General features: G+C 72.6%; 17 protein-coding genes and 1 pseudogene. 14 read left to right on the plus strand and 4 right to left on the minus strand.

Annotated features, from left to right (window positions below):
- Window positions 1-516: 516 nt before the first annotated feature.
- Window positions 517-1,011, minus strand: coding sequence for a MarR family winged helix-turn-helix transcriptional regulator (locus IE287_RS23180; RefSeq protein ID WP_189851072.1), 495 nt, complete (start codon window positions 1,009-1,011; stop codon window positions 517-519).
- 134 nt (window positions 1,012-1,145) lie between these two features.
- Between IE287_RS23180 and IE287_RS23185 the strand changes: the two genes are divergently transcribed.
- Complete coding sequence (locus IE287_RS23185; RefSeq protein ID WP_189851073.1) at window positions 1,146-1,691, plus strand: GNAT family N-acetyltransferase; 546 nt, start codon at window positions 1,146-1,148, stop codon at window positions 1,689-1,691.
- 46 nt (window positions 1,692-1,737) lie between these two features.
- On the opposite strand, the gene IE287_RS23190 is transcribed toward IE287_RS23185, so the two are convergent.
- On the minus strand, window positions 1,738-2,574 hold the full coding sequence (locus tag IE287_RS23190) for an NAD-dependent epimerase/dehydratase family protein (RefSeq protein ID WP_189851074.1): 837 nt from the start codon (window positions 2,572-2,574) through the stop codon (window positions 1,738-1,740).
- Between the two features lie 127 nt (window positions 2,575-2,701).
- Here IE287_RS23190 and IE287_RS23195 point away from each other — a divergent pair, with 127 nt between their 5' ends.
- The 8 genes and pseudogenes from IE287_RS23195 to IE287_RS39490 all read left to right on the plus strand — a co-directional run.
- Window positions 2,702-3,442, plus strand: a complete 741-nt coding sequence (locus IE287_RS23195; protein WP_189851075.1) for a translation initiation factor IF-2 — start codon at window positions 2,702-2,704, stop codon at window positions 3,440-3,442.
- Between the two features lie 240 nt (window positions 3,443-3,682).
- A complete protein-coding gene (locus IE287_RS23200; RefSeq protein ID WP_189851076.1) occupies window positions 3,683-4,453 on the plus strand; it encodes a hypothetical protein in 771 nt (256 codons plus the stop codon).
- Between the two features lie 51 nt (window positions 4,454-4,504).
- Entirely contained in the window at window positions 4,505-4,987 is a 483-nt protein-coding gene (locus IE287_RS23205) for a hypothetical protein (protein ID WP_189851077.1), read from the plus strand.
- A gap of 77 nt (window positions 4,988-5,064) precedes the next feature.
- Window positions 5,065-5,853 (plus strand): HTTM domain-containing protein, encoded by a 789-nt coding sequence (locus IE287_RS23210; protein WP_189851078.1) that lies wholly within the window; start codon window positions 5,065-5,067, stop codon window positions 5,851-5,853.
- Between the two features lie 744 nt (window positions 5,854-6,597).
- Complete coding sequence (locus IE287_RS23215; RefSeq protein WP_189851079.1) at window positions 6,598-7,152, plus strand: hypothetical protein; 555 nt, start codon at window positions 6,598-6,600, stop codon at window positions 7,150-7,152.
- Window positions 7,153-7,282: 130 nt separating this feature from the next.
- The gene (locus tag IE287_RS23220) at window positions 7,283-8,254 is read left to right on the plus strand and encodes a TerC family protein (protein WP_189851080.1); all 972 of its coding nucleotides are present in this window, start codon (window positions 7,283-7,285) and stop codon (window positions 8,252-8,254) included.
- On the plus strand, window positions 8,251-8,451 hold the full coding sequence (locus IE287_RS23225) for a hypothetical protein (protein ID WP_189851081.1): 201 nt from the start codon (window positions 8,251-8,253) through the stop codon (window positions 8,449-8,451). Before IE287_RS23220 ends, IE287_RS23225 begins: the two co-directional genes overlap by 4 nt.
- 1,150 nt (window positions 8,452-9,601) lie before the next feature.
- Window positions 9,602-9,790: pseudogene (locus IE287_RS39490) on the plus strand (TetR family transcriptional regulator); the annotation flags it as partial.
- A 137-nt stretch (window positions 9,791-9,927) separates the two neighbouring features.
- Here IE287_RS39490 and IE287_RS23235 read toward each other — a convergent pair.
- On the minus strand, window positions 9,928-11,304 hold the full coding sequence (locus tag IE287_RS23235) for an alpha-amylase (RefSeq protein ID WP_189851082.1): 1,377 nt from the start codon (window positions 11,302-11,304) through the stop codon (window positions 9,928-9,930).
- 967 nt (window positions 11,305-12,271) lie between these two features.
- Window positions 12,272-13,456: a DUF3370 family protein gene (locus tag IE287_RS23240; protein ID WP_189851083.1), complete on the minus strand. Its 1,185-nt coding sequence runs from the start codon at window positions 13,454-13,456 to the stop codon at window positions 12,272-12,274.
- Window positions 13,457-13,850: 394 nt separating this feature from the next.
- Between IE287_RS23240 and IE287_RS23245 the strand changes: the two genes are divergently transcribed.
- From IE287_RS23245 to IE287_RS23265, 5 genes are all read left to right on the plus strand, one after another.
- A complete protein-coding gene (locus tag IE287_RS23245) occupies window positions 13,851-15,167 on the plus strand; it encodes an ABC transporter substrate-binding protein (protein WP_189851084.1) in 1,317 nt (438 codons plus the stop codon).
- A gap of 131 nt (window positions 15,168-15,298) precedes the next feature.
- The gene (locus IE287_RS23250; RefSeq protein ID WP_229883665.1) at window positions 15,299-16,177 is read left to right on the plus strand and encodes a carbohydrate ABC transporter permease; all 879 of its coding nucleotides are present in this window, start codon (window positions 15,299-15,301) and stop codon (window positions 16,175-16,177) included.
- A complete protein-coding gene (locus IE287_RS23255; RefSeq protein ID WP_189851085.1) occupies window positions 16,174-17,103 on the plus strand; it encodes a carbohydrate ABC transporter permease in 930 nt (309 codons plus the stop codon). The genes IE287_RS23250 and IE287_RS23255 overlap by 4 nt, the downstream gene beginning before the upstream one ends.
- The gene (locus IE287_RS23260) at window positions 17,100-17,888 is read left to right on the plus strand and encodes a GntR family transcriptional regulator (RefSeq protein WP_189851086.1); all 789 of its coding nucleotides are present in this window, start codon (window positions 17,100-17,102) and stop codon (window positions 17,886-17,888) included. The genes IE287_RS23255 and IE287_RS23260 overlap by 4 nt, the downstream gene beginning before the upstream one ends.
- On the plus strand, window positions 17,885-18,904 hold the full coding sequence (locus tag IE287_RS23265) for an ROK family protein (RefSeq protein WP_189851087.1): 1,020 nt from the start codon (window positions 17,885-17,887) through the stop codon (window positions 18,902-18,904). The genes IE287_RS23260 and IE287_RS23265 overlap by 4 nt, the downstream gene beginning before the upstream one ends.
- The last annotated feature ends 25 nt before the right edge of the window (window positions 18,905-18,929 follow it).

Genomic DNA, 18,929 nt, shown 5'->3' on the forward strand with positions numbered 1-18,929 from the left:
GCGCCGGAGCCGCGCAGGGCCTGGAGGGCGGGGCCGTGCGCGGGGCGGAGGCCGCCGGGGTCCGGACGGCCCCGGGACCGGCCGGTCGGGGCGGTGCCGAGAGCGGCACCTGGAGGGTGGAGCTCGACGCGGACCGCGCCGCGCCGGCGCACGCCGTCGCCCGCGAACAGGTGCGGATGCCGCCGCCGGGCGAGTCCGCGGTCAAGAGAGAGGGCGAGACCGCGCACGCCGGGCCCGGCCGGGCCGTCGTGCTTCCCATCGGCGCGGTCCCGTGCGGCCCGGCCCGGTGCTCCGGTGCCCGAGGGCCGTGGCCGGCGTTCCCGCCCGGGCGCCGGGCGCCGGCCGCCATGGGCGGGGGGGCGGGAGGGCGATGCCGCCGGGCGGCCGGGAGAGGATCCCGTTCCCGTGGGCCGAGCGGCCCCCCGGCGCACCGCAGGCCCGTCCGGACCCGGGCGCCACGCCCCGGCGCGGACCCGGCGTGCCGTTCGCGCCGGGGCGGCGGTCCCGGCGTCGGGGTCAGCCGGCGGACGACGCGCGCTCGGCGTTGGCCGCCATCGTGCGCAGCACCGTGAGCGCGGCCACGTACTCCTCGTCGGTGACGCCCTCGTGGATCACGGACCGCAGCTCGGTCACCAGCGCCCGCAGCCGCACCCTGGCGGCCTCCCCCTCGTCGGTGAGGCGGAGGCGCGACCCGGCGTCGACGCGGAGCCAGCCGCGGTGGAGCAGCTGGTCGACCACCCGGGGGATGTCGTGCGGTCCGTCGGCGAGGGGAGTCAGCTGGGCGGCCACCTCCTCGCGGCTCGGCGCCGCCGCACCGCCGTGGACGCGGTTCAGCACCCAGTACTGGGGCTGCGTCACGTCGACGCGCGCCAGGACGTCCCGCAGGTGCCTGGTGACGGCGGAGTGGACGAGGCCGCTCCAGTAACCGATCGGCTGGCTGGCCGGCATGTCGTCCGTGACGGCCGGGTCGGCGGGGGCCTGGTCGGTGGGGGTGCCCTGCGGCGGTTCCATGATCATGAAGGTACAACCCCCTTGAGGCACGAGGGGTTCCCCGCCGGGGGCGGCGCGGACGGCACGCGCGCGCCCTGTCCGGAAAGCTGCGGCCGAGCGGTGCGGACGGAAGCCTCTCGGCGAGGATCGCGGCCATGAGCGACAACGGAAGCGACAACGGCATCGGAACGGGCGACGGCGACGGCGCGGGATTCTCGCTGCGGAAGGCCACGGGCGGCGACGCGGAGTTCCTCGTCGACATGCTGATGGAGGCGACCAACTGGGATCCCGGGCGCGAGGCGGTCACCCGCGCCCGGGTCCTGGCGGAACGCAGGACGGCGCACTACGTCGAGGGGTGGCCCAGGGCCGGAGACCTCGGGCTCGTCGCGGTCGCCCCGGACGGACGGCCGATCGGCGCGGTCTGGCTGCGCCTGTTCCCGCACGACGATCCCGGATACGGCTTCGTGGCCCCCGACGTGCCGGAACTGACGCTGGGCGTCGCCGCCGCCTGGCGCCGCAGGGGAGTCGGCCGGGCCCTGCTGGCCGAGGCGGCCCGGCGGGCGGCGGAGCACGGCCACACGCGGCTCAGCCTGAGCGTCGAGCGGGCGAACCACGCCCACCGCCTCTACGCCGACGAGGGCTTCGAGACCGTGGAGTCGGGGGTGGACTCCGACACGATGGTGAAGCCGCTCCCCGCGTGACACGGGCCCCGGAGCGGGGCGGAGGCCTCGGACCGGGCCGGGGCCCCTACGTGCCCTGGTGTGCGAAGCCGGTCCGCCAGGACGGGTGGGACGGGGACCAGCCGGCCTCCCGCGCGCGGGCGTTCAGGGCACCGCGGGCCCACGGCGTCCGGCCCGGCCGGCGCGGCGGGGACGGGACGCCCAGGGCGCCCGCCAGGACCGGCAGCCAGTCGTGGGCGGGGGCCGGGTCGTCGTCCACGACGTTGTACGCGCCGACGGGCCACGCCAGGGCCCGTACCGCCGCGTCGGCCGCGTCCGCGACGTGGACGAAGGAACTCACCGAGGCGTCGGCCGTGGTGCTGCCCAGGAACCGGGCGTCCGCCGCCCCGGCGAGCGCGGCGGCGACGGCGCCACCGGGTGCGTACCAGGTGCCCGGACCGTAGAGGATGCCGTACCGCAGGACGACGGCCTCCGGGAGCTCGGCGGCCGTGCTCTCCAGGGCCCGCACCCCCGCGACGATCCGGGCCCTGGGGAACTCCCGGGTCCCGTCGAGCGGGACGGACTCGTCGGCGGGGCCCTCGCCCGGTGCGTACGCCCAGCCGATCGACTGCGCGACGATCCGGCGGACGCCGGCCGCACGCGCCGCGTCGACCAGGTTCCGGGTCCCCTCGGTCCGCAGCCGGTCGTTCGCGGCGCCGTCCGCCGCCCCCAGGTCCGTCAGCTGGTGCACCACCGCGTCGGGCGCCACCTCGGCGACCACCCGCCGCACCGCCCCGGCGTCCAGGACGTCCACCGGGTGCGGACCGCGCCGCGAGACGCCCACGACCTCGTGCCCCGCCGCCTCCAGACGGGGGACGAGCTGACGGCCCACGGCGCCCGTGGCGCCCGCTACGAGTACCCGCATGCGGACCAGCGTAGAAGATCCGCCCGCCCGCCCGGCCGGCCGTCGGAGCGGGTGAGTACGCTCACCCCTCCGGCCCGGGTGAGCGGACGGCCGTCCGCCGACGCGGGGCCGGACGACGGGGGGACACGTGAGGCGCCGACTGCTCCTGCTCGCGCCGCTGTTGACGCTCGCCGTCGGCTGCGGAGCGCTGCAGAACTCCGAGGACGACGCGACCGGCGCCGCGCGCGAGGCGGCACGGAAGGCCGGTGAGCGGCTCTACGGGCAGCGCCCGCGCACCGCGGAGGAGGTCGGCCGGTCCGCGTCCCTCCTCGACGGGGTGGAGGTGATGCGGGTGACCGGCACCGAGACGCACGCCGGGGACGGCGTCCACGTGGTCGTCCGCACCTCGGGCTCCGCCTACGACCCCTGGTTCGACGTCGACGAGGTGATCGTGCGCCGCTGCTTCGAGGTGCGGGTCTCGCCCGCGTCGGAGTGGCGCGAGGAACCCCGCGACGTGGACTGCCCGGACGGTTCCCCGCTGCGCTTCGCCCCGCCGCCCCCGCCGCCCGAACTGCCGCCGAGCGGCGCGGTCGAGGCGAAACTGGCGGGTGCGGCCCGGGACGGGCGGGTGGACGAGGACGAGGTGCGGCGGGCGGTCGCCGCCCTGGACCTCGATCCCGCGGTCCGCACCGAGGTCGAGGCGGAGGGCGACCGGGTCGGCGTCGTGCTGTCGCTGCCGGGCAACGGCTTCGACCCGCAGGACTGCCTCCTCGGCAGCGTGGGCCCCGGCGCCGCCGAGGCGTGGGTCCCGCCCCGCATCCAGCGCATGCCCGGCGAGGGCGGCTGCGGCACCGGCAACGCCCTCCACCCGCAGCCCGCACCGCACTGAGCGACGGAGGGGAGGGGAGGGGAGAGGAGGAGAGGGCGCAGAAGGAGGGGGAGGCGCTCCTCGCACTCCACGCCCCCCGCCGGCTCCCTGCCGCGCGGCTCCGCCGATGACGCCCCCGTGGCCCGCCGAAGTGGTCCGGTGAAGTGAATTTCCGTGCGGGCGGCGTACGCCGGGCAGGGACGACGGGCCCCGGGAGCCGAGACTGGTCCCCACCACGCCCTCGGAGAACGGATTGCTCGTATGGACAGGTCAACGGCGTTGCAACTCGCAGCCGACGAACTGGAGGAGCGGGAACTCCGGACCAGCAGCATCGAGATCATCGATTACGTCCCGAGCGATCCCACCCGGCGCATGCTGACGCCACCGGGATCCGTCATGGTGTTCCTGGACCGGGAGGGCGCGCCCCTGCTCGATCGGATCAGGGGGGCCGTCCTGGAGCGCACCGGGGAGGACCTCCGGCTCGCGCAGGAGATCTCCGATCTCTTCCGCGCCCGCGAGAAGGTGAGCTATTACCGTGCCTACCGGCTGCTCCGCGAAGCGGAGAGCTTCGCCACGATCCGCTATGGCGCCCGGACGCTCGCCACACACGTCTTCCCCTCGCCCCAGGCGGGCCTGGTGGCGATCGAGAACCCCTACAACGGCGGCCGCCTGTCACCCGGCGAACTGACTCTGGTCGAGCACCTGGTCCCGGGGACCACGGCCCGTCTGGCCGCCGTGGCGGTTCGCCACATGCCCCCGCTCACCGAAGCCGAGCGCGCCGCGGTGGACCAGGTGCCCGACGACCAGCTGGAAATGAACCTCACGCTCCGAGCCGACTGCTGCGACACCTGGACCGGATTCGTGGAGCAGCTCGCACAGATCACTCACGCGACGTACTACTGCCTGGTGATGGGTGCGAGCGAACAGGACGCTCCGCTGTCGGCCGAGGAGATCGAGAAGCTCGGCCCCACCGCCTCGGCCCGCAAGCTCCTGAACCGGCGCCGCGAGCTGCTCGGCCACCACCACGCGTGAGGCACCGGAATGCGTGAGGCAGCCGGCCTCGGGTTCGCGGCAGTGTGCTCCGTGTGGATCGTCCTGACCCTGGTGTGCCAGGGGCGGTCGCGGGTGGCGGCGGCGATCCGCAGGCACGACGTGTTCGGTCTCATCCCGCTGTGGACCTTCTTCGCCCCGACTCCCGGTACGCAGGACTACGTACTGCTCCGCCGTTGCCGTACGGCCGACGGCCGGCTCACGCAGTGGCGGGAGCTGGGCGGGGCCGATGCCACCGGCCAGCCGCTGTGCACCGTCTGGAATCCCGCCCGGCGGCACGCCAAAGCCTTGCTCGACGCGGCCCAGAGCCTCTTGGAGCTGGCGTCCCGGGTGGGCCGGCCGGAGGAGATCGAGCTGTCGGCGCCCTACCTGGCGCTCCTGGCGCACGTGTCGGCGCAGCCCTGTTCCGAGGAGGCGTGTGCCACCCAGTTCGCTCTCGTCATCCAGAAGAGCTCTGCCTACGAGGAGGCCGTTCCCGCGGTGGCCTTCGTCTCTTCCCTGCACGAGATCGACTGATCCCCCGTCGGATCCCCGTGGCGGAAGACGCATGTTCCCTCGGCGCAAGCACCAGGACGATTCGTGGAGCGGACCTCGTGAACCCTGAACTGGCGGTACGCCTCACCCTCGCGATCGGTGGCGTGGGCGTGGTGATCTCTTCCTGGGAGTACCTCACGCGCCCCGCCCTGCTGGCCGACCACGCGATCGCGGGCTGGCCGGTCGGCCGATCCTGCCGGACGTGGCGGTTGACCCGTCGCACCGAGCGAGCCGTGGATCTGGTCTTCCGGTACCCGAACGTCCTCGTGCTGGTGGTGCTGCGGCTGGCGGCGGCGACGGCGACGGTGATCGGGGATCTGGTTCCGGCCGTTCTGTCCCTCGGCGTCGTGGCGGTGACCTCGGTTCTTCTCGGTGCGCGCTCCCCGTACGGCAGCGACGGTGCGGACCAGCTCTCGTTGATCATCTTCGTCGCGGCGTTCTGCGCCGCGGTGATCGGCACCGACGGCTCGCAGCGCTCCTTCCTCTGGTTCGTGACGGCACAGGCGTGCTGCGCGTACTTCGTCGCGGGCTTCGCCAAACTGATCTCACCGGTGTGGCGAAGCGGCCGGGCGCTCGGCGGGATCCTGGGCACCAAGATCTACGGAAACCGCCGCCTCGGTCCGGTCGTCGCCTCCCGTCCCAGGGCGGCATGGCTCGCGGGGTGGGGGGTGATCGCGCTGGAGTGCGCCTTCCCCCTCGTCCTCGTGGGCGAGCCGCGCGTCACGTACGGGCTCCTGGCGCTCGCGCTGGTGATGCATCTCGGAATCCTGGTCACCATGAGGCTGAACACCTTCGTCTGGGCGTTCACCGCGACCTATCCGAGCGTCGTCTACTGCACGCTGTACTGAGAAGGCCGGGATCCCCTCCTCGGCCCGCGGCGGCATCATCGAGCCCCTGCACCGGTGAGCTCCTCCCGACGGAGCGCGTCATCATGTCGCGGTCGGAACGGCACGCACGGAACCACCGGAGTCCGAGGTGGTCGAAGGGGACGGCTCCTCCGCCGATTCGGGTGAATCGGCAGAACCCGTTCTCCCCTCCGTGCCGGGTGACGACACGGAGATCGGGCTCCGGCCGGAGCTGCTTCCCCCGGCGATCCGGTCCCGCCGCGGTGCCGGCCGCCGGAGTCTCCACCGGTGCCACGAACGCGAACCCCGACGCTTTCCGGCCCTCGCCGGCACGGCCCGCACCCCCGTCCGCCCCTACGGGTGCATGCCCTCCCGAGGCGACAGGGCTCGGGTGCGCGCGACGCCGTCGTGCGGCACGCCGCCCCGTGGAACGGGTGCCCGAAGCCGGAAGGCGGCAGGACGCGTCACGACGTGAACCCGCGGCAGAGCCGTCCCCTCGTGCCGCCCGCGTACGGGCGCGCGGCCGGACCGATGGGGACGCCCCCTTAGGCGGGGGCCGGGCCGGGCCGTAGTCTGGACCCCGGCCGGTACGGCAGCGACGAGCCCGGCCGGCGGGGCGTCGGAGTCCGGCGGCGAGCGCGCAGGAGGCTCGGCCGGGGGCCCGTACGACCGCAGGTGCCACCCCACCCCGTACCCCGGAGGGCGGACAGAACCGTCACTCCTCGACCGATCGAACGGACTTGCGAAGTGAGCAGTCTCCCCGGATCTCGCCCACCGGGCAGGACCTGGACCGTCCGCCTCACCGGACACCCCGACCGCTCCGCCACCGTGGTGTGCAGCACCACCGCGTGCCGGATGCCCCCGCGCTCCAAGGACCTCAACGCCCTGCGCGACTTCGCGCACCAGCACGTCCGGGCCCACGCGCGCTCCGCCACCCCGCGCCCCGACGCCGTCTGCGCCTGCGGCGCGGCCGAGTGCCGCCACCACAGCACCCGGGTGACCTGCATGGGCCGGACCCTGCTCGTCCTCCTCCACAACCGCGCGGTGGGCGACGTCTGGACCCTGACCGAGGTCTGCCAGGCCTGCGCCCCCCACATCCCGCACGCCACGATCGTCCCCGGCGCCGCTCCGCCGGCCGGGGGCGCCGCCCCCGCGCCGGCCCGCGCCGTGCCGCCCGCGATCATGCAGGCCACCTTCTCCTCCCCGCAGCCGACCGACGCCGACGACGTCTCCGCCGCGCGCCGCAGCCAGCGTCCTCCGCGCGGCCGCCGCGGGCGGGGCGGCCCGCCCCGCCGGGGCTGATCCTCCGTCCCGGCCGGTCCTCCCGGCCGGGACCGGTCCTCCCCTCCGGATCGCCGCGGGGAGGAAAAGGACACAGAATTCCATAGAGGGGCGTGCATCCGCCGGTGACGACTGCCGGGAAGGGAGAGGTGTGCCCGAAGTCCCGCTCTGGCTGTGGGGAGCGTTCGCCGCGACGGTGGTCGTGTCGCTGACGGTGGACCTGCTCGCCCACCGCACCGCGCACGTCATCGGCTTCAAGGAGGCCGCGGCCTGGAGCGGCCTGTGGGTGGGTCTGGCCCTGGTCTTCGGCGGGGTCGTCTTCCTCGTCCTGGGCACCACGGCGGGCACGGAGTACACCACCGCCTGGCTGCTGGAGAAGAGCCTGTCGGTCGACAACCTCTTCGTCTTCGCGGTGATCTTCGCCTATTTCAGGGTGCCGCGCGCCTACCAGCACCGGGTGCTGTTCTTCGGCGTCATGGGCGCGCTCGTCTTCCGGGGGATCTTCCTCTCCCTCGGCGTGGCCGTGGTCAGCCGCTTCACCGCCGTGCTGTTCGTCTTCGCCGCCGTTCTCTTCTACAGCACGTACAAACTCCTCAAGGGCGACGAGGAGAGCTTCGATCCGGGCAAGAGCTTCGCGGTGCGGATGCTCCGCAAGGTCGTGCCGGTCCGCGACGAGTACGCGGGGACGAAGTTCTTCGTCAAGGAAGCCGGCCGGCGGGTGGCCACCCCGCTCCTGGCGGTGGTGGCCGCGATCGAGGCGGCCGACCTGATCTTCGCCGTGGACAGCGTCCCCGCCGTCCTCGCCGTCAGCGACGACGCCTTCATCGTCTACACCAGCAACGCCTTCGCCATCCTCGGCCTGCGCGCGCTGTACTTCATGCTCGCCGGGCTCCTGGACCGCTTCCACTACCTGAGCAAGGGCCTCGCGTTCATCCTCGCCTTCATCGGCGTGAAGCTCGTCCTCCAGGCGTCCCACAAGATGATCAGCGATTCCGTCCCCGAGATCCCCTCGCCGGTCAGCCTCGCCGTCATCGTCGTCGTCCTCGCGGGTTCCGTGATCCTCAGCATCCGCCGGCCGCCGCCCGCCCAGGGAGACCCGGCACCCCCTATCATTAAAGAATGAGTAAAACCGAGCACGAGACGAGCCCTCGGGCGGCTGCCGTCTGCCCGGTCTGCGCAGAGCCCCTGACCGGAAGCGTGAAGAAGCGGCACAAGACGCTCGGCGTCTTCGTGCCCGTGTGGGCCCCCGGCCCCTGCCACAACCCCGACTGCTCCGCCTATCTGGTGAACCCCGAGGAGACGGGGAAGCGGGAGCGCTGAGGCGCACGGCCGAACGGCACGGCGCGGGCGAACCGCGCGACCCGGCGGACCGCGCTGTCCGGCGAGCCCCGCGACCCGGCGAGCCCCGCCGTGCAAGCCGCCCCGTGCGGGTACGCGCGTACCCGCCCCGCGCCGCCCCGTGCGGATCCGCGTGGGGGCGACAGGCGCCCGTCGGCCGTGCGCCCCTGAGGTCCGGGCCCATGATCGGGTCCACGGCGGAGGCCCGGCCCGAACCCCCCGCTCGCCGGAACCGAGGCGGCAGCCGTCCTCGGCGGCCTCGACGCCGGCGGGCGGCACCGGCGTGGAAGCGCTCCGGCCCGGACGCGACCGGGTCCCGGGCGACGGCCGGCGCGTCCGCCGTCACTCCGGGCGGACTGCTCAAGCACCTCGCTCACGTCGAGGACGGCGACTTCGCGCGCCTCCGGCCCCGCACCTCCGCCGGTGCCCCCGGCCGACCGCCGACCGGGAGAGCGACCCGGACCGGGACCACAGGTCCACCCCCGACGACACCCCCGGGGAACTGTTCGCCCTCTGGCAGGAGGCGACGGCCCGCTCCCGTGCCCCCGTCGGCGAAGCGCTCCGCACGGGCGGCCCCGACCAGCCCGGCGCCCACGCCACCCGCGGAGGCGAACGCCCCCACCTCAGCCGCATCCCCCGGACCTCGTCGAGGAGTACGGCCGCCAGGTCGGCCGCGCCGACCTCATCCGCGAATCCGTGGTGTCGAGTGCCGCGGGGCCGACGGACTCGGCCCGCCGGGAAAGCTCCCTCCCAGCCTCTTCGTCATGCTCGTCGCCTGCAATCCTGATGTCGGGTCTGCCGCACGATCGGGTGGCATCTGAACCGGCTTGCCTGGTAGGGCAGGCGGGAAGGACGCCGTTGTGCCGAAGCCTTATCCGCAAGGGTTCCGCCAGGACGTCGTGCGGGTCGCGCGGAACCGCGGCCCGGGTGCGACGGGCGAGCGGCGGCCACCGGACCTGGACGGCCGTGCCGCTCATCCAGAGGAAGGACGGGGCCTCGTGTGATTCTCGGCCCCACCCCTTGCGTCGCCGTGGTGTGAGGGGCGTCGCCCGGATCTGCGGGATTCACGGTGGTCGGACCGTCGACGGGTCCGGCGCGGTGTGAAGGGAGCCGGACCGCCCTTTCCGAGGAGGCGGCGACCGACATCCTGGTCGACGAGGGCGCCGCCGCCGTCACGCCGGCGGCGGTTGGCGCCCGCGCGTGCCTGGCCCGCTCCAGCGTCTACCGGTACTTCGACTCCTCACCGGCCCTCCTGTCGACCCTCACGGAGGAGGTCTTCCGGCGCTCCGGCGAGGCGCTCACCCGCGCCGTGTCGTCTTCCGGCGCAGGGTCCAGCGGGTTTGTCCCTTGCCCGTGGGGGGCCAGGGGCGTGATCGCCGTGCAGAGGCACGATGACCGCCCGGTGAGGAGCCCGGGCGGCCGCTTCGGGGTGGGGGTCGGAAGGTGATCCGTGGTTGTTCAGCAGGTGGCGCCGGCGCGCAGCGCGAGTGCTGTCCGGGGTGCGATGGTGGCCGTGAAGTCGCCGTTGCTGTTCACCGCGACGCAGGCACCGTTCTGGAGGTTGCGGTAGTTGCCTGCGGGGAGCTGGCTGTCGAAGGTCCTGTTGATGCCGTAGGACTCGTGGTTGATCACGACGTAGCCCTTGGTGCCACGGCCGAAGGCGATGGCCTGGTAGCCGTTGTCCCACCAGTTGACCACTGCCTGGCCGCGGGTGGTGTTGCGGAAAGCCACCATGGTCTTGATCTCTTGCCAGGCGTGCTGGCACTTCCAGCCGTCCTGCCAGCAGGCGTTGACGGTGCCCCCGTTGGGCGGCCCGGCGTCGATGTTGCTCCACTCGTAGCCGGAGTGGATGTCCGGGGAGCCGTAGGGCCAGGCCAGCATGAAGACGTTGGCGAGGGTGTAGTCGGCGCCGGACTTGTAGTTGAGAGTGGAGCCGTTGCGCTCGGTGTCGTGGTTGTCGACGAACACGGAGGACTTGCCGGAGGACATGTAGCCCCAGCTCTCGCCGAAGTTGTTCAGGTAGGCGAGGCGCTCGTTGTTGAAGACGCGCTTGAGGTCGTACGCGTAGCGGAACTCCTGCACGTCACCGGAGCCCAGGTACTCGCTGGGCTGCACAGCCTCGCCGGCTCCGTGGATGGCCTCGTGCTTCCAGTAGATGTTCGGGTTGCTCAGCCGGGACTTGATGTTGTCGAGGTCGGCGGATGCCATGTGCTTGGAGGCGTCGATACGGAAGCCGTCGACACCGAGGGAGAGCAGATCGTTCAGATAGGCGGCGATGCGGCCGCGGACGTAGTCTTCGCCGGTGTCGAGGTCGGCGAGTCCGACGAGCTCGCAGTTCTGGACGTTCCAGCGGTCCTGGTAGTTGCTGATCTGGGACGTGCAGTTGTCGAAGTCGGGGGTCGAGTAGACCCCGGGGTAGGCGTACTTGCTGTACGAAGAGCCACCGGTGCCGGTGCCGGAGCCCGCGGACATGTGGTTGATCACGGAGTCGACGATGACCTTGACTCCGGCGGTGTGGCACGCGTTGACCATGTTCTGGAAGTCGGTGCGGCTGCCGAGCCGTCCGGCGATCTTGTAGCTGACGGGCTGGTACGAGGTCCACCACTGGGTGCCCTGTATGTGCTCCTGCGGCGGGGAGACCTGCACGAGTCCGTAGCCGGCGGGGCCGAGGACATGGGTGCACTCCTTGGCGACCGAGCTGAACTTCCACTCGAAGAGGACCGCGGTGACGTCCTTGACCCCCGGCGGCGCGGCCTGGGCCGGGGCGGGTCCCGTGACGGCCACAGCGGCTCCCGCCACGAGGGCGAGTGCAGCGGCCACGAGCTTTCGGGCCATGCTTCCTCCTGCTTGCTTCGATGGAGCAAGATGTTGCCGAAAATGACAGCAACTATTTTCAGTCGTGACCGTACGAGTGCCCCAGGGGTCGGTCAACCCTCTGGAGCCCTCAAGGCGACTGATCCGAAAGGGGTTTGCTGCCTGCGAGGACGTATCGAGCGAGATCTCCGCTGACGCGGTTGTCCATCGTTCCGCAGCCCCGTGAGGCGACCTCCCCGGGGAGGGGTTCACGTCCCGTGCTGGTGTGCACGGACGCCTTGCCGGTGGCGCGCGCCTGACCTCCGACCGTTCGCGGGTCGCGCCGCGGGCTTCTCGGACGTAGCGGCCCTCTTCCCCGTGCGACAGCCTGTGGTGATGTGTTGTCAGGCGGCTCGTTCCGTGCGTGCTCCGCGCAGTGCTGCCGTCCGGCGGACCCTGCCGTTCGTGAGGCGTGCGCTCTGTGTTCCCGAAGAGCGCTGGGCGGGCGGTTCGTGAACCTGTCCGCCCGCTTCGCGATTCCGGCGTCGTGCCTGGTCGACGGCCTTGGGCCGGTGCGCCGGCAGCAGCACGGCACGTCGGGGCCGGTGCCGTTCGGTGCTTCTCCGTTCGCCTCCCGACGGGCCGGACGGGCGGTCACGGACTGCGCTCGTCTTCGCCGCACCCGCCCGCGCCGTGTCCGCGGTCCGGCCGACACCGAACGAGGCCGTCTTCGCCCGCCTGCACGCGGCGGTCCCCGCCGCGGCCGCCGCTCCCGGCTCGGCCGCACGGATCGGGGTCACCCGCTCGAAAGGCGGGTGGGCCTTCGGCACCGCGGTTCTCTTGCCGGAACCCGCCTCGCATGCGGCTACCGGCGCAGCGTCGTGAGCGGCGTCCCCGACGACAACCTCCACAACGGGACCCCGGTCACGAGCTGCGGGCGACGCACGGAACAGAACGGGACGGCGCGCGCCGGGGGTCACCTCGTCGCGCGCCGTCCCGTTCCGGCGCGCTACCCCGCCACGCTCTCCAGCAGCAACTGCGAACCCGCGGTGATCAGGCCGGGGACGACGAAGTCGAGGGTGACGGTCCGGGTCGTGCCGGCGGGCAGTGCGTACGTACCGATCGTGTCGCGCGGGACGGTCGGGCGTACGTACACCGTCTGGATCCCGGGCGCGGCGCCGTCGACGGAGACGGCCATCGCCCCGTTCCAGGTGTTGCCGGGCACGTCGGCGGAGCCCGTGACGTTGGAGCCGAAGACGAGGCGCGCGGTGCGCGGCTGCGCCGACGGATTGCGCAGGGCCAGCTCGATGGAGTACCGGGCGCCGTAATTGCCCCAGCTGCGCTGGGAGGAGTCGCGCAGCGCGGCGGTGGCCGGGACCGTCTGGTCCAGGGCGGCGACCTGGCGGACGGTGGTGTTCAGGGCCAGCCCCAGATGGCTGCCGGCCGCGGGGACGTCGATCGTCGTGCGACCGGTGGACCAGTGCGAGCCGCCGTAGACGCCGGCCTCACGACCGTACGTCGTCTCCGTTTGGCCGATGATGTTGCCCGGCGCGGCGGCGCCGTCGGTCTGGGAGAGGTTGATCGCCGTCGTGAGGCTGCCGTCGGTGGTGACCACGGTGTACGTGTACACCCCGCCGCTCGCGGTGATCTCCAGGAGCCCGTCCAGGATCGAACCGGTCATCGGGATCCGCGCCGCCTGCACCACCTTCTTGGGCCCGACCGAGGTGGGGGAGAGGTAGCTCCGCAGGCTCCCCGTGACCCAGTCGGCCGACGTGGCGTAGTAGGGGCCCGTACCGGCGCGCTCCGCCGGATCCTGGACCAGGGGTTTGTCGGCGTTCGTCCACGCCGAACCCCGGGCGCTCACGGTGACGGTGGAGGTTCCGGGGTTGGAGACCAGGACGTGCAGCCATGCCGTGCCGCCCGTGCTGTTCTGGTGGTACAGGTACAGCGGGAACGTTCCGGAGAGGGCGCGGGCGCTGCCGCCGCGGGTGCTGGTGGTGCGTGCGTGCTGCATGAGCCAGCCGGGTCCTGTGACGGTCTCCGGGTTGTTGGACACCACGAGTTCCGGGCCCGCCATGGAGCCGGGCAGCGGCCGCAGCAGTTCCCTGACGACCGTCGGGCCGGGGGCCGTGGGCGTGCCCGGCGTCCACTGGCCTTCGGTGATGGTGGTGCCCGGCACGGAAGCGCCCGACAAGTGGTTCGTACCTGAAGAAGGTGCTGCGAGGGCAGTGGTACGGGCCGTGAGCGCGGCGGCCAAAGCGGCCGGCGCGGCGAGCAGCAGACGTCGTCGACCGGGGACGAGAGGCATGCGGAGTGTTCCCTTCGGTGGGGTGACGGCGCACATCAACCCATGGCCCGGTGTGGAAAGGCAAGACCTGCGGTCACGTTCTCCCGCCGGTCGGCGGGAGGGGGCGAAGGCTCCGAAGGCACGGGCCGCAAGAAGAACGTGCTGCGGCCTCTTGACGCGCAGGCCGACCCTCAGCAAACTCTAGCTCGCAAGTGGTACGGACCACTTGCTCGCGCTGTGGCCCTCGCCCCGGCCTCTCTTCCCCCTTCCGGCTGGTGTCCGGATCGTCCCTAGGAGCGTCATGCCCTCCAGCAGAGGCATTCGTCTCGCATCTGTCGCCCTCGCCCTCGGAGCCCTTTCGACCGCCTGCGGGCTCGGCGGTTCCACGGACGGCGACGCCGGCGCCCAGCAGGCGAGTGGCTCCGGAGGCGCGCTCAAGGGGACCGTCACCTTCGAGACGCTGCAACTCAAGCCGACGTTCACGGAGTACATCGAGGGCGTCATCGCCTCGTACGAGAAGAAGCACCCGGACGTCGAAGTCAAGTGGGTCGACATCCCCTTCGCCGGAGCCCAGGAGAAGATGACGGCGAACGCCGTCGCCGGCACCCTCCCCGACGTCGTCAACCTCAACCCGCAGTTCGCCCAGGCTCTGGAGGCCAAGGGGCTGTTCGTCGACATGGACACCGTGGCGAAGGACATCAAGGCCGACTACGTGCCCGGTGCCTGGGACGCCTTCACCGTCCCGGGCAAGAAGGGGTCCTTCGGCATCCCCTGGTACCTCACCTCCGAGGTCACCATGTACAACAAGGACCTCTTCGAGAAGGCCGGCCTGGACCCCGCGAAGCCCCCGGCCACCTTCGACGAACTGCTCACCGCCGGGGCCGGCCTCTCCACCGCGGGCAAGGGGAAGTCGTACGGCCTCCACCCGGCCCTGGAGAACCGCTTCATCACCGACCTCGCCAAGCAGGGCGTGCCGCTGCTCGACGAGTCGGGTAAGAAGTGGACGTTCAACACCCCCGAAGCGGCCGCCTACCTCGGCAAGCTCGTCGACGCCTACGAGAAGGGCGTCTTCCCGAAGGACTCGATCACCCAGGACCACAGCAAGTCGACCGAGGCGTACCAGGCCGGTCGCATCGGCGTCCTGCCTTCGGGTCCCAACTTCCTGACCATCATCAAGGAGAACGCGCCGAAGATCGCCGAGCAGACCGGCGTCGGCCCGCAGATCACCGGAGCTTCAGGGGCGACGAACATGTCCGTCATGGGCCTGCTGGTCCCCAAGTCCAGCAAGAACCAGGCCGCGGCGGTCTCCTTCGCCTCCTACCTGGCCAACGCCGAGAACCAGCTCGCGTTCAGCAAGATCGTGACCGTGCTCCCCAGCGTCTCCGCGGCGCTGAAGGACCCCTACTTCACCACGGCCGGCGACGGATCCGTTGAGGCCCGGGCACGGAAGATCTCCGCCGAGCAGATCGCCAAGGGACGGAACCTGGTCCCCGTCCAGTACGACGAGCGCGTCACCAAGGCCGTCATCGGCAAGGTCCAGCTCGCCCTCCAGGGCAAGCTCAGCCCGCAGAAGGCCCTCGACGAGGCCGTCGAGGCGGCGAACGCCATCACCGGCTGACCGAGCCGGACCACCTCCGTCGGAGCCGCCCGCACCGGCCCGCTCCGACGGAGCCACCGAGCCCACCCCGGCGGCAGGGACGCGAACCCCCTGCCGCCGGCCCCGCCCCACCCGCACACCGTGGAGGACCCGTGACCGGCCGACGCTGGTACGCCCCCTGGCTGTTCCTCGCCCCCGCGCTCGCCGTCGCGGTGACGTTCTTCCTCATCCCCTTCAGCAACACGGTCGTCCTCTCCTTCACCGACGCCAGCACCCTCGGCGGCGGCCACTTCACGGGCCTCGACAACTACCGACGGCTGCTGTCGGACGACGCGTTCTGGTTGTCGCTGCGCAACACCGCTCTGTACGTCGTGGTCGTGGTCCCTCTGATGGTGGTGCTGCCCCTGCTCGTCGCCGTCCTGGTGCAGCGCAGGATCGCCGGAATCGGCTTCTTCCGCGCGGTGTTCTACTCACCGGTCGTGGCCTCGATGGTGGTCGCCGGACTCATCTGGTCCTGGCTGCTGTCCAGCGACGGCCTCGTCAACTCACTGCTGCGCGCCCTGCACCTCGTCGCCGAGCCGCTGCCCTTCCTCACCGACTCCCGACTGCTGCTGTTCAGCGCCATGGCCATGACCGTGTGGAAGGGCCTGGGCTACTACATGGTGGTCTACCTGGCCGCCCTGGCGAACATCCCGCGCTCGCTGCTCGAAGCGGCGGAGGTCGACGGCGCGGGACCCGTACGCCGGTTCACGAGCGTCACCGTGCCCCTGCTGCGCCCGACCATGGTCCTCGTCGCCACCCTCTCCGCGATCGCCTCGGCCAAGGTCTTCGCGGAGGTCTACACCCTCAGCGACGGCAGCGCCGGCCCCGGCGGCGAGGCCCGCACCCTCGTCTACACCATCCGCGAGGCGGGGCTCGGCCTGGGCGGTGAGGCCGGCTACGCCTCCGCCATGAGCCTGGCGCTCTTCCTCGGCACCCTCGGCCTGTCCGTCTTCGTCACCCGCCTCAACTCCCAGGAGCGGCAGGCATGAGCGCCCCCACCACGATCCCGCTCGCGGACCCCGCACACCCGTCCGCACCGACCCCCCGCGAGGCACCCGCTCCGGTCACGCCCAAGCCGCGTGCGCTGCGCCTGCGCGCGGCCGGAGGCACCGGCGTACGGTACCTGCTGCTCCTCGTCGTCCTGGTCGTCACGGTCGGACCGTTCCTCTGGCAGCTGTCCACCTCGCTCAAGGGCGCCGGCGAGAGCGTCTTCGGCTACCCGCCCCAACTGCTCCCGCACGAGCCCACCCTGGACCACTACGCGTCGGCCGCCCGGACCGTCCCGGTCCTCTCGTACGCCTTCAACTCACTCCTCGTGGCGGTGGGCTGCGCCGTCACCAACTGCCTGTTCGGATCCCTGGCCGGCTACGCCCTGGCCCGGATGCGGTTCCGGGGACGACGGATCGCCTTCGGGATCTTCCTCGCCACGATGATCATCCCGTTCGAGAGCATCATGGTCTCCGAGTTCCTGATGATGCGCTCGCTGGGCCTCAACGACACCCTCGTCGGCGTGATGCTGCCGCTGGCCGTCACCAGCCTGTCCATCCTGCTCTTCCGCAACGCCTTCCTCGGCCTGCCCCGCGAGGTGGAGGAGGCCGCCGTCCTGGACGGCGCGGGGGAGTGGCAGCGCTACGCGAGGATCGCCCTGCCCTCGGTACGCGGCACCACCGCCGTCGTCGCCATCTTCAGCTTCGTCTTCGCCTGGGACGACTTCCTGTGGCCGCTGATCGTGCTGTCGGACCCGGCCCACTACACCCTGACCGTGGGCATCCAGTACCTCTCCGGCACGTTCACCAACGACCAGCGGGTCGTCGCCGCGGGCACCATGATTGCCGTGGTCCCGCTGCTGCTTCTCTTCTTCACCCTGCAGCGGTACTTCTTCCGGGGCGTGGGCGAAGGGGCGGTCAAGGGATGAACACGGACACGGGGACGAACGGCAGCGCGGCGACGGACAGCGGCACGGTGACGAGCACCGGCCCGGGGACCGAGCGCGAACCCAAGCACGAGGCACTGCGCACCGCCCTGGCGGCGTTGATCGACGATGGTCTCGCACCGCACGAGGCGCTGCCCAGCGAACGCGACCTCATGCAGCGCTACTCGGTCAGCCGGATGACCGTACGGCGGGCCGTCGAGCGGCTCACCCAGGAGGGCCGCGTCTACCGCGTGCAGGGTGCCGGCACCTTCGTCGCGGACCCCGCCACCATCAGCAAGTCGCTGCACCTCACCTCGTTCTCCGAGGACATCCGCGGCCGGCGCATGGTCCCCGACAGCCGCCTCCTGGTCCTGGAGCGCACCGAGGCGGACCTGGACTGCGCCCGTGACCTGTTCCTGACCCCCGGCTCGCCGGTGGTCCACCTGGAACGCCTGCGCACGGCGGACGGCGAGCCGATGTGCCTGGAAAACGTATGGCTGCCCGAGGCACTCGTACCCGGCCTGGTCGAGCACGGTGAACCGCAGAGCCTGTACAGCTGGCTGGAACAGGCCGGCGCCGCGCCCGAGACCGCCGACCAGACCATCCGCGCCACCGTCGTGGGCCCGCGCGAGGCGGCGCTGCTCGACGTCCCCCCGCAGTTCCCGGCCCTGCATGTCGAGCGGGTCACCCGGGACATCCGCGGCCGGGCCGTCGAACGGGCCGTCAGCCTCTACCGCGCGGACCGCTACGACTACCGCCTCACGATCAGCAGGGAGCGCCGGGGATGACGACTCGCACGACCGGATCGTGGACCGGGCCCGGCGCCCGGACCGCCTCCGTTCCCCACGGGCCGCCGGTACGGCTGGGGATCGACATCGGCGGCACCAAGACAGCCGTCGCGGTCCTCGACGAGGGGAACAGGTTCCTCGCCCGCGCCACGGCCGCCACCCCGGCCGCCGAGGGCGCCGCGGCCGTGGTCGGCCGCGTACGGGAACTCGCCGTACGGGCCCTGGCCGAACCGGCTGCCGCTGGGGCCCGGCTGACCGCGATCGGCGTCGGCACGGCAGGAGTCGTGGCACCGGACGGCCGCACCATCGCCTCCGCCACGGAGGCGTTGCCGGGATGGGCCGGAACTCCGCTCGCGGCCCTCCTCGAGGAGGCGCTGGGCGCCCCCACGTCCCTGCTCGGCGACGTCCAGGCCTTCCTGGCCGGGGAGTTGGCGGCAGGAGCGGCCTGGGGTGCGCGCAGCGCGGTCGCCGTCATGGCCGGGACCGGCATCGGCGGCGCGATCGCACTGGACGGGACGGTGGTACGAGGCAGCCGCGGAGCGGCCGGGCACCTGGGCCACGTCCCGGTCGCCGAGGCCGAGGGGCACCGGTGCCCGTGCGGAGCCATGGGACACGTGGAAGCCGTCGCCTCCGGTCCGGCGATGACCGCTCTGCTCCGCCGCGACGCCGCCCACACCGAGGTCCGGGACCTGCGGGGGGTCGGTGCGGCGGCCGCCGACGGGGACTCGGCGGCCCGCGCGGTCCTGCGGCGCGGAGGCAGGGCTCTGGGCGCCGCGCTCGCCGGAGTGGTCAGCACCCTCGATCCGGACGTGGTGGTCCTCGCCGGAGGGGTCCTCCACGCCGGCCCCTGGTACGAGGAGGCTGCCCGGGCCGAACTCGCCGTCCGGACCCTTCCGCTGCTGCGCGGGACCCGTGTCGTACGGGCAGGCCTCGGCGCCGACGCGGTCCTGCTCGGCGCGGCCTCGTACAGCGGCACGGCCCCGTACGACGGCCCGGTCCCCCCGGCCGTCCGCTGAACACCGACCGCGACACGGCCGACGA

This window comes from Streptomyces omiyaensis (assembly GCF_014650895.1).
In the GTDB taxonomy this organism is placed as follows: domain Bacteria; phylum Actinomycetota; class Actinomycetes; order Streptomycetales; family Streptomycetaceae; genus Streptomyces; species Streptomyces omiyaensis.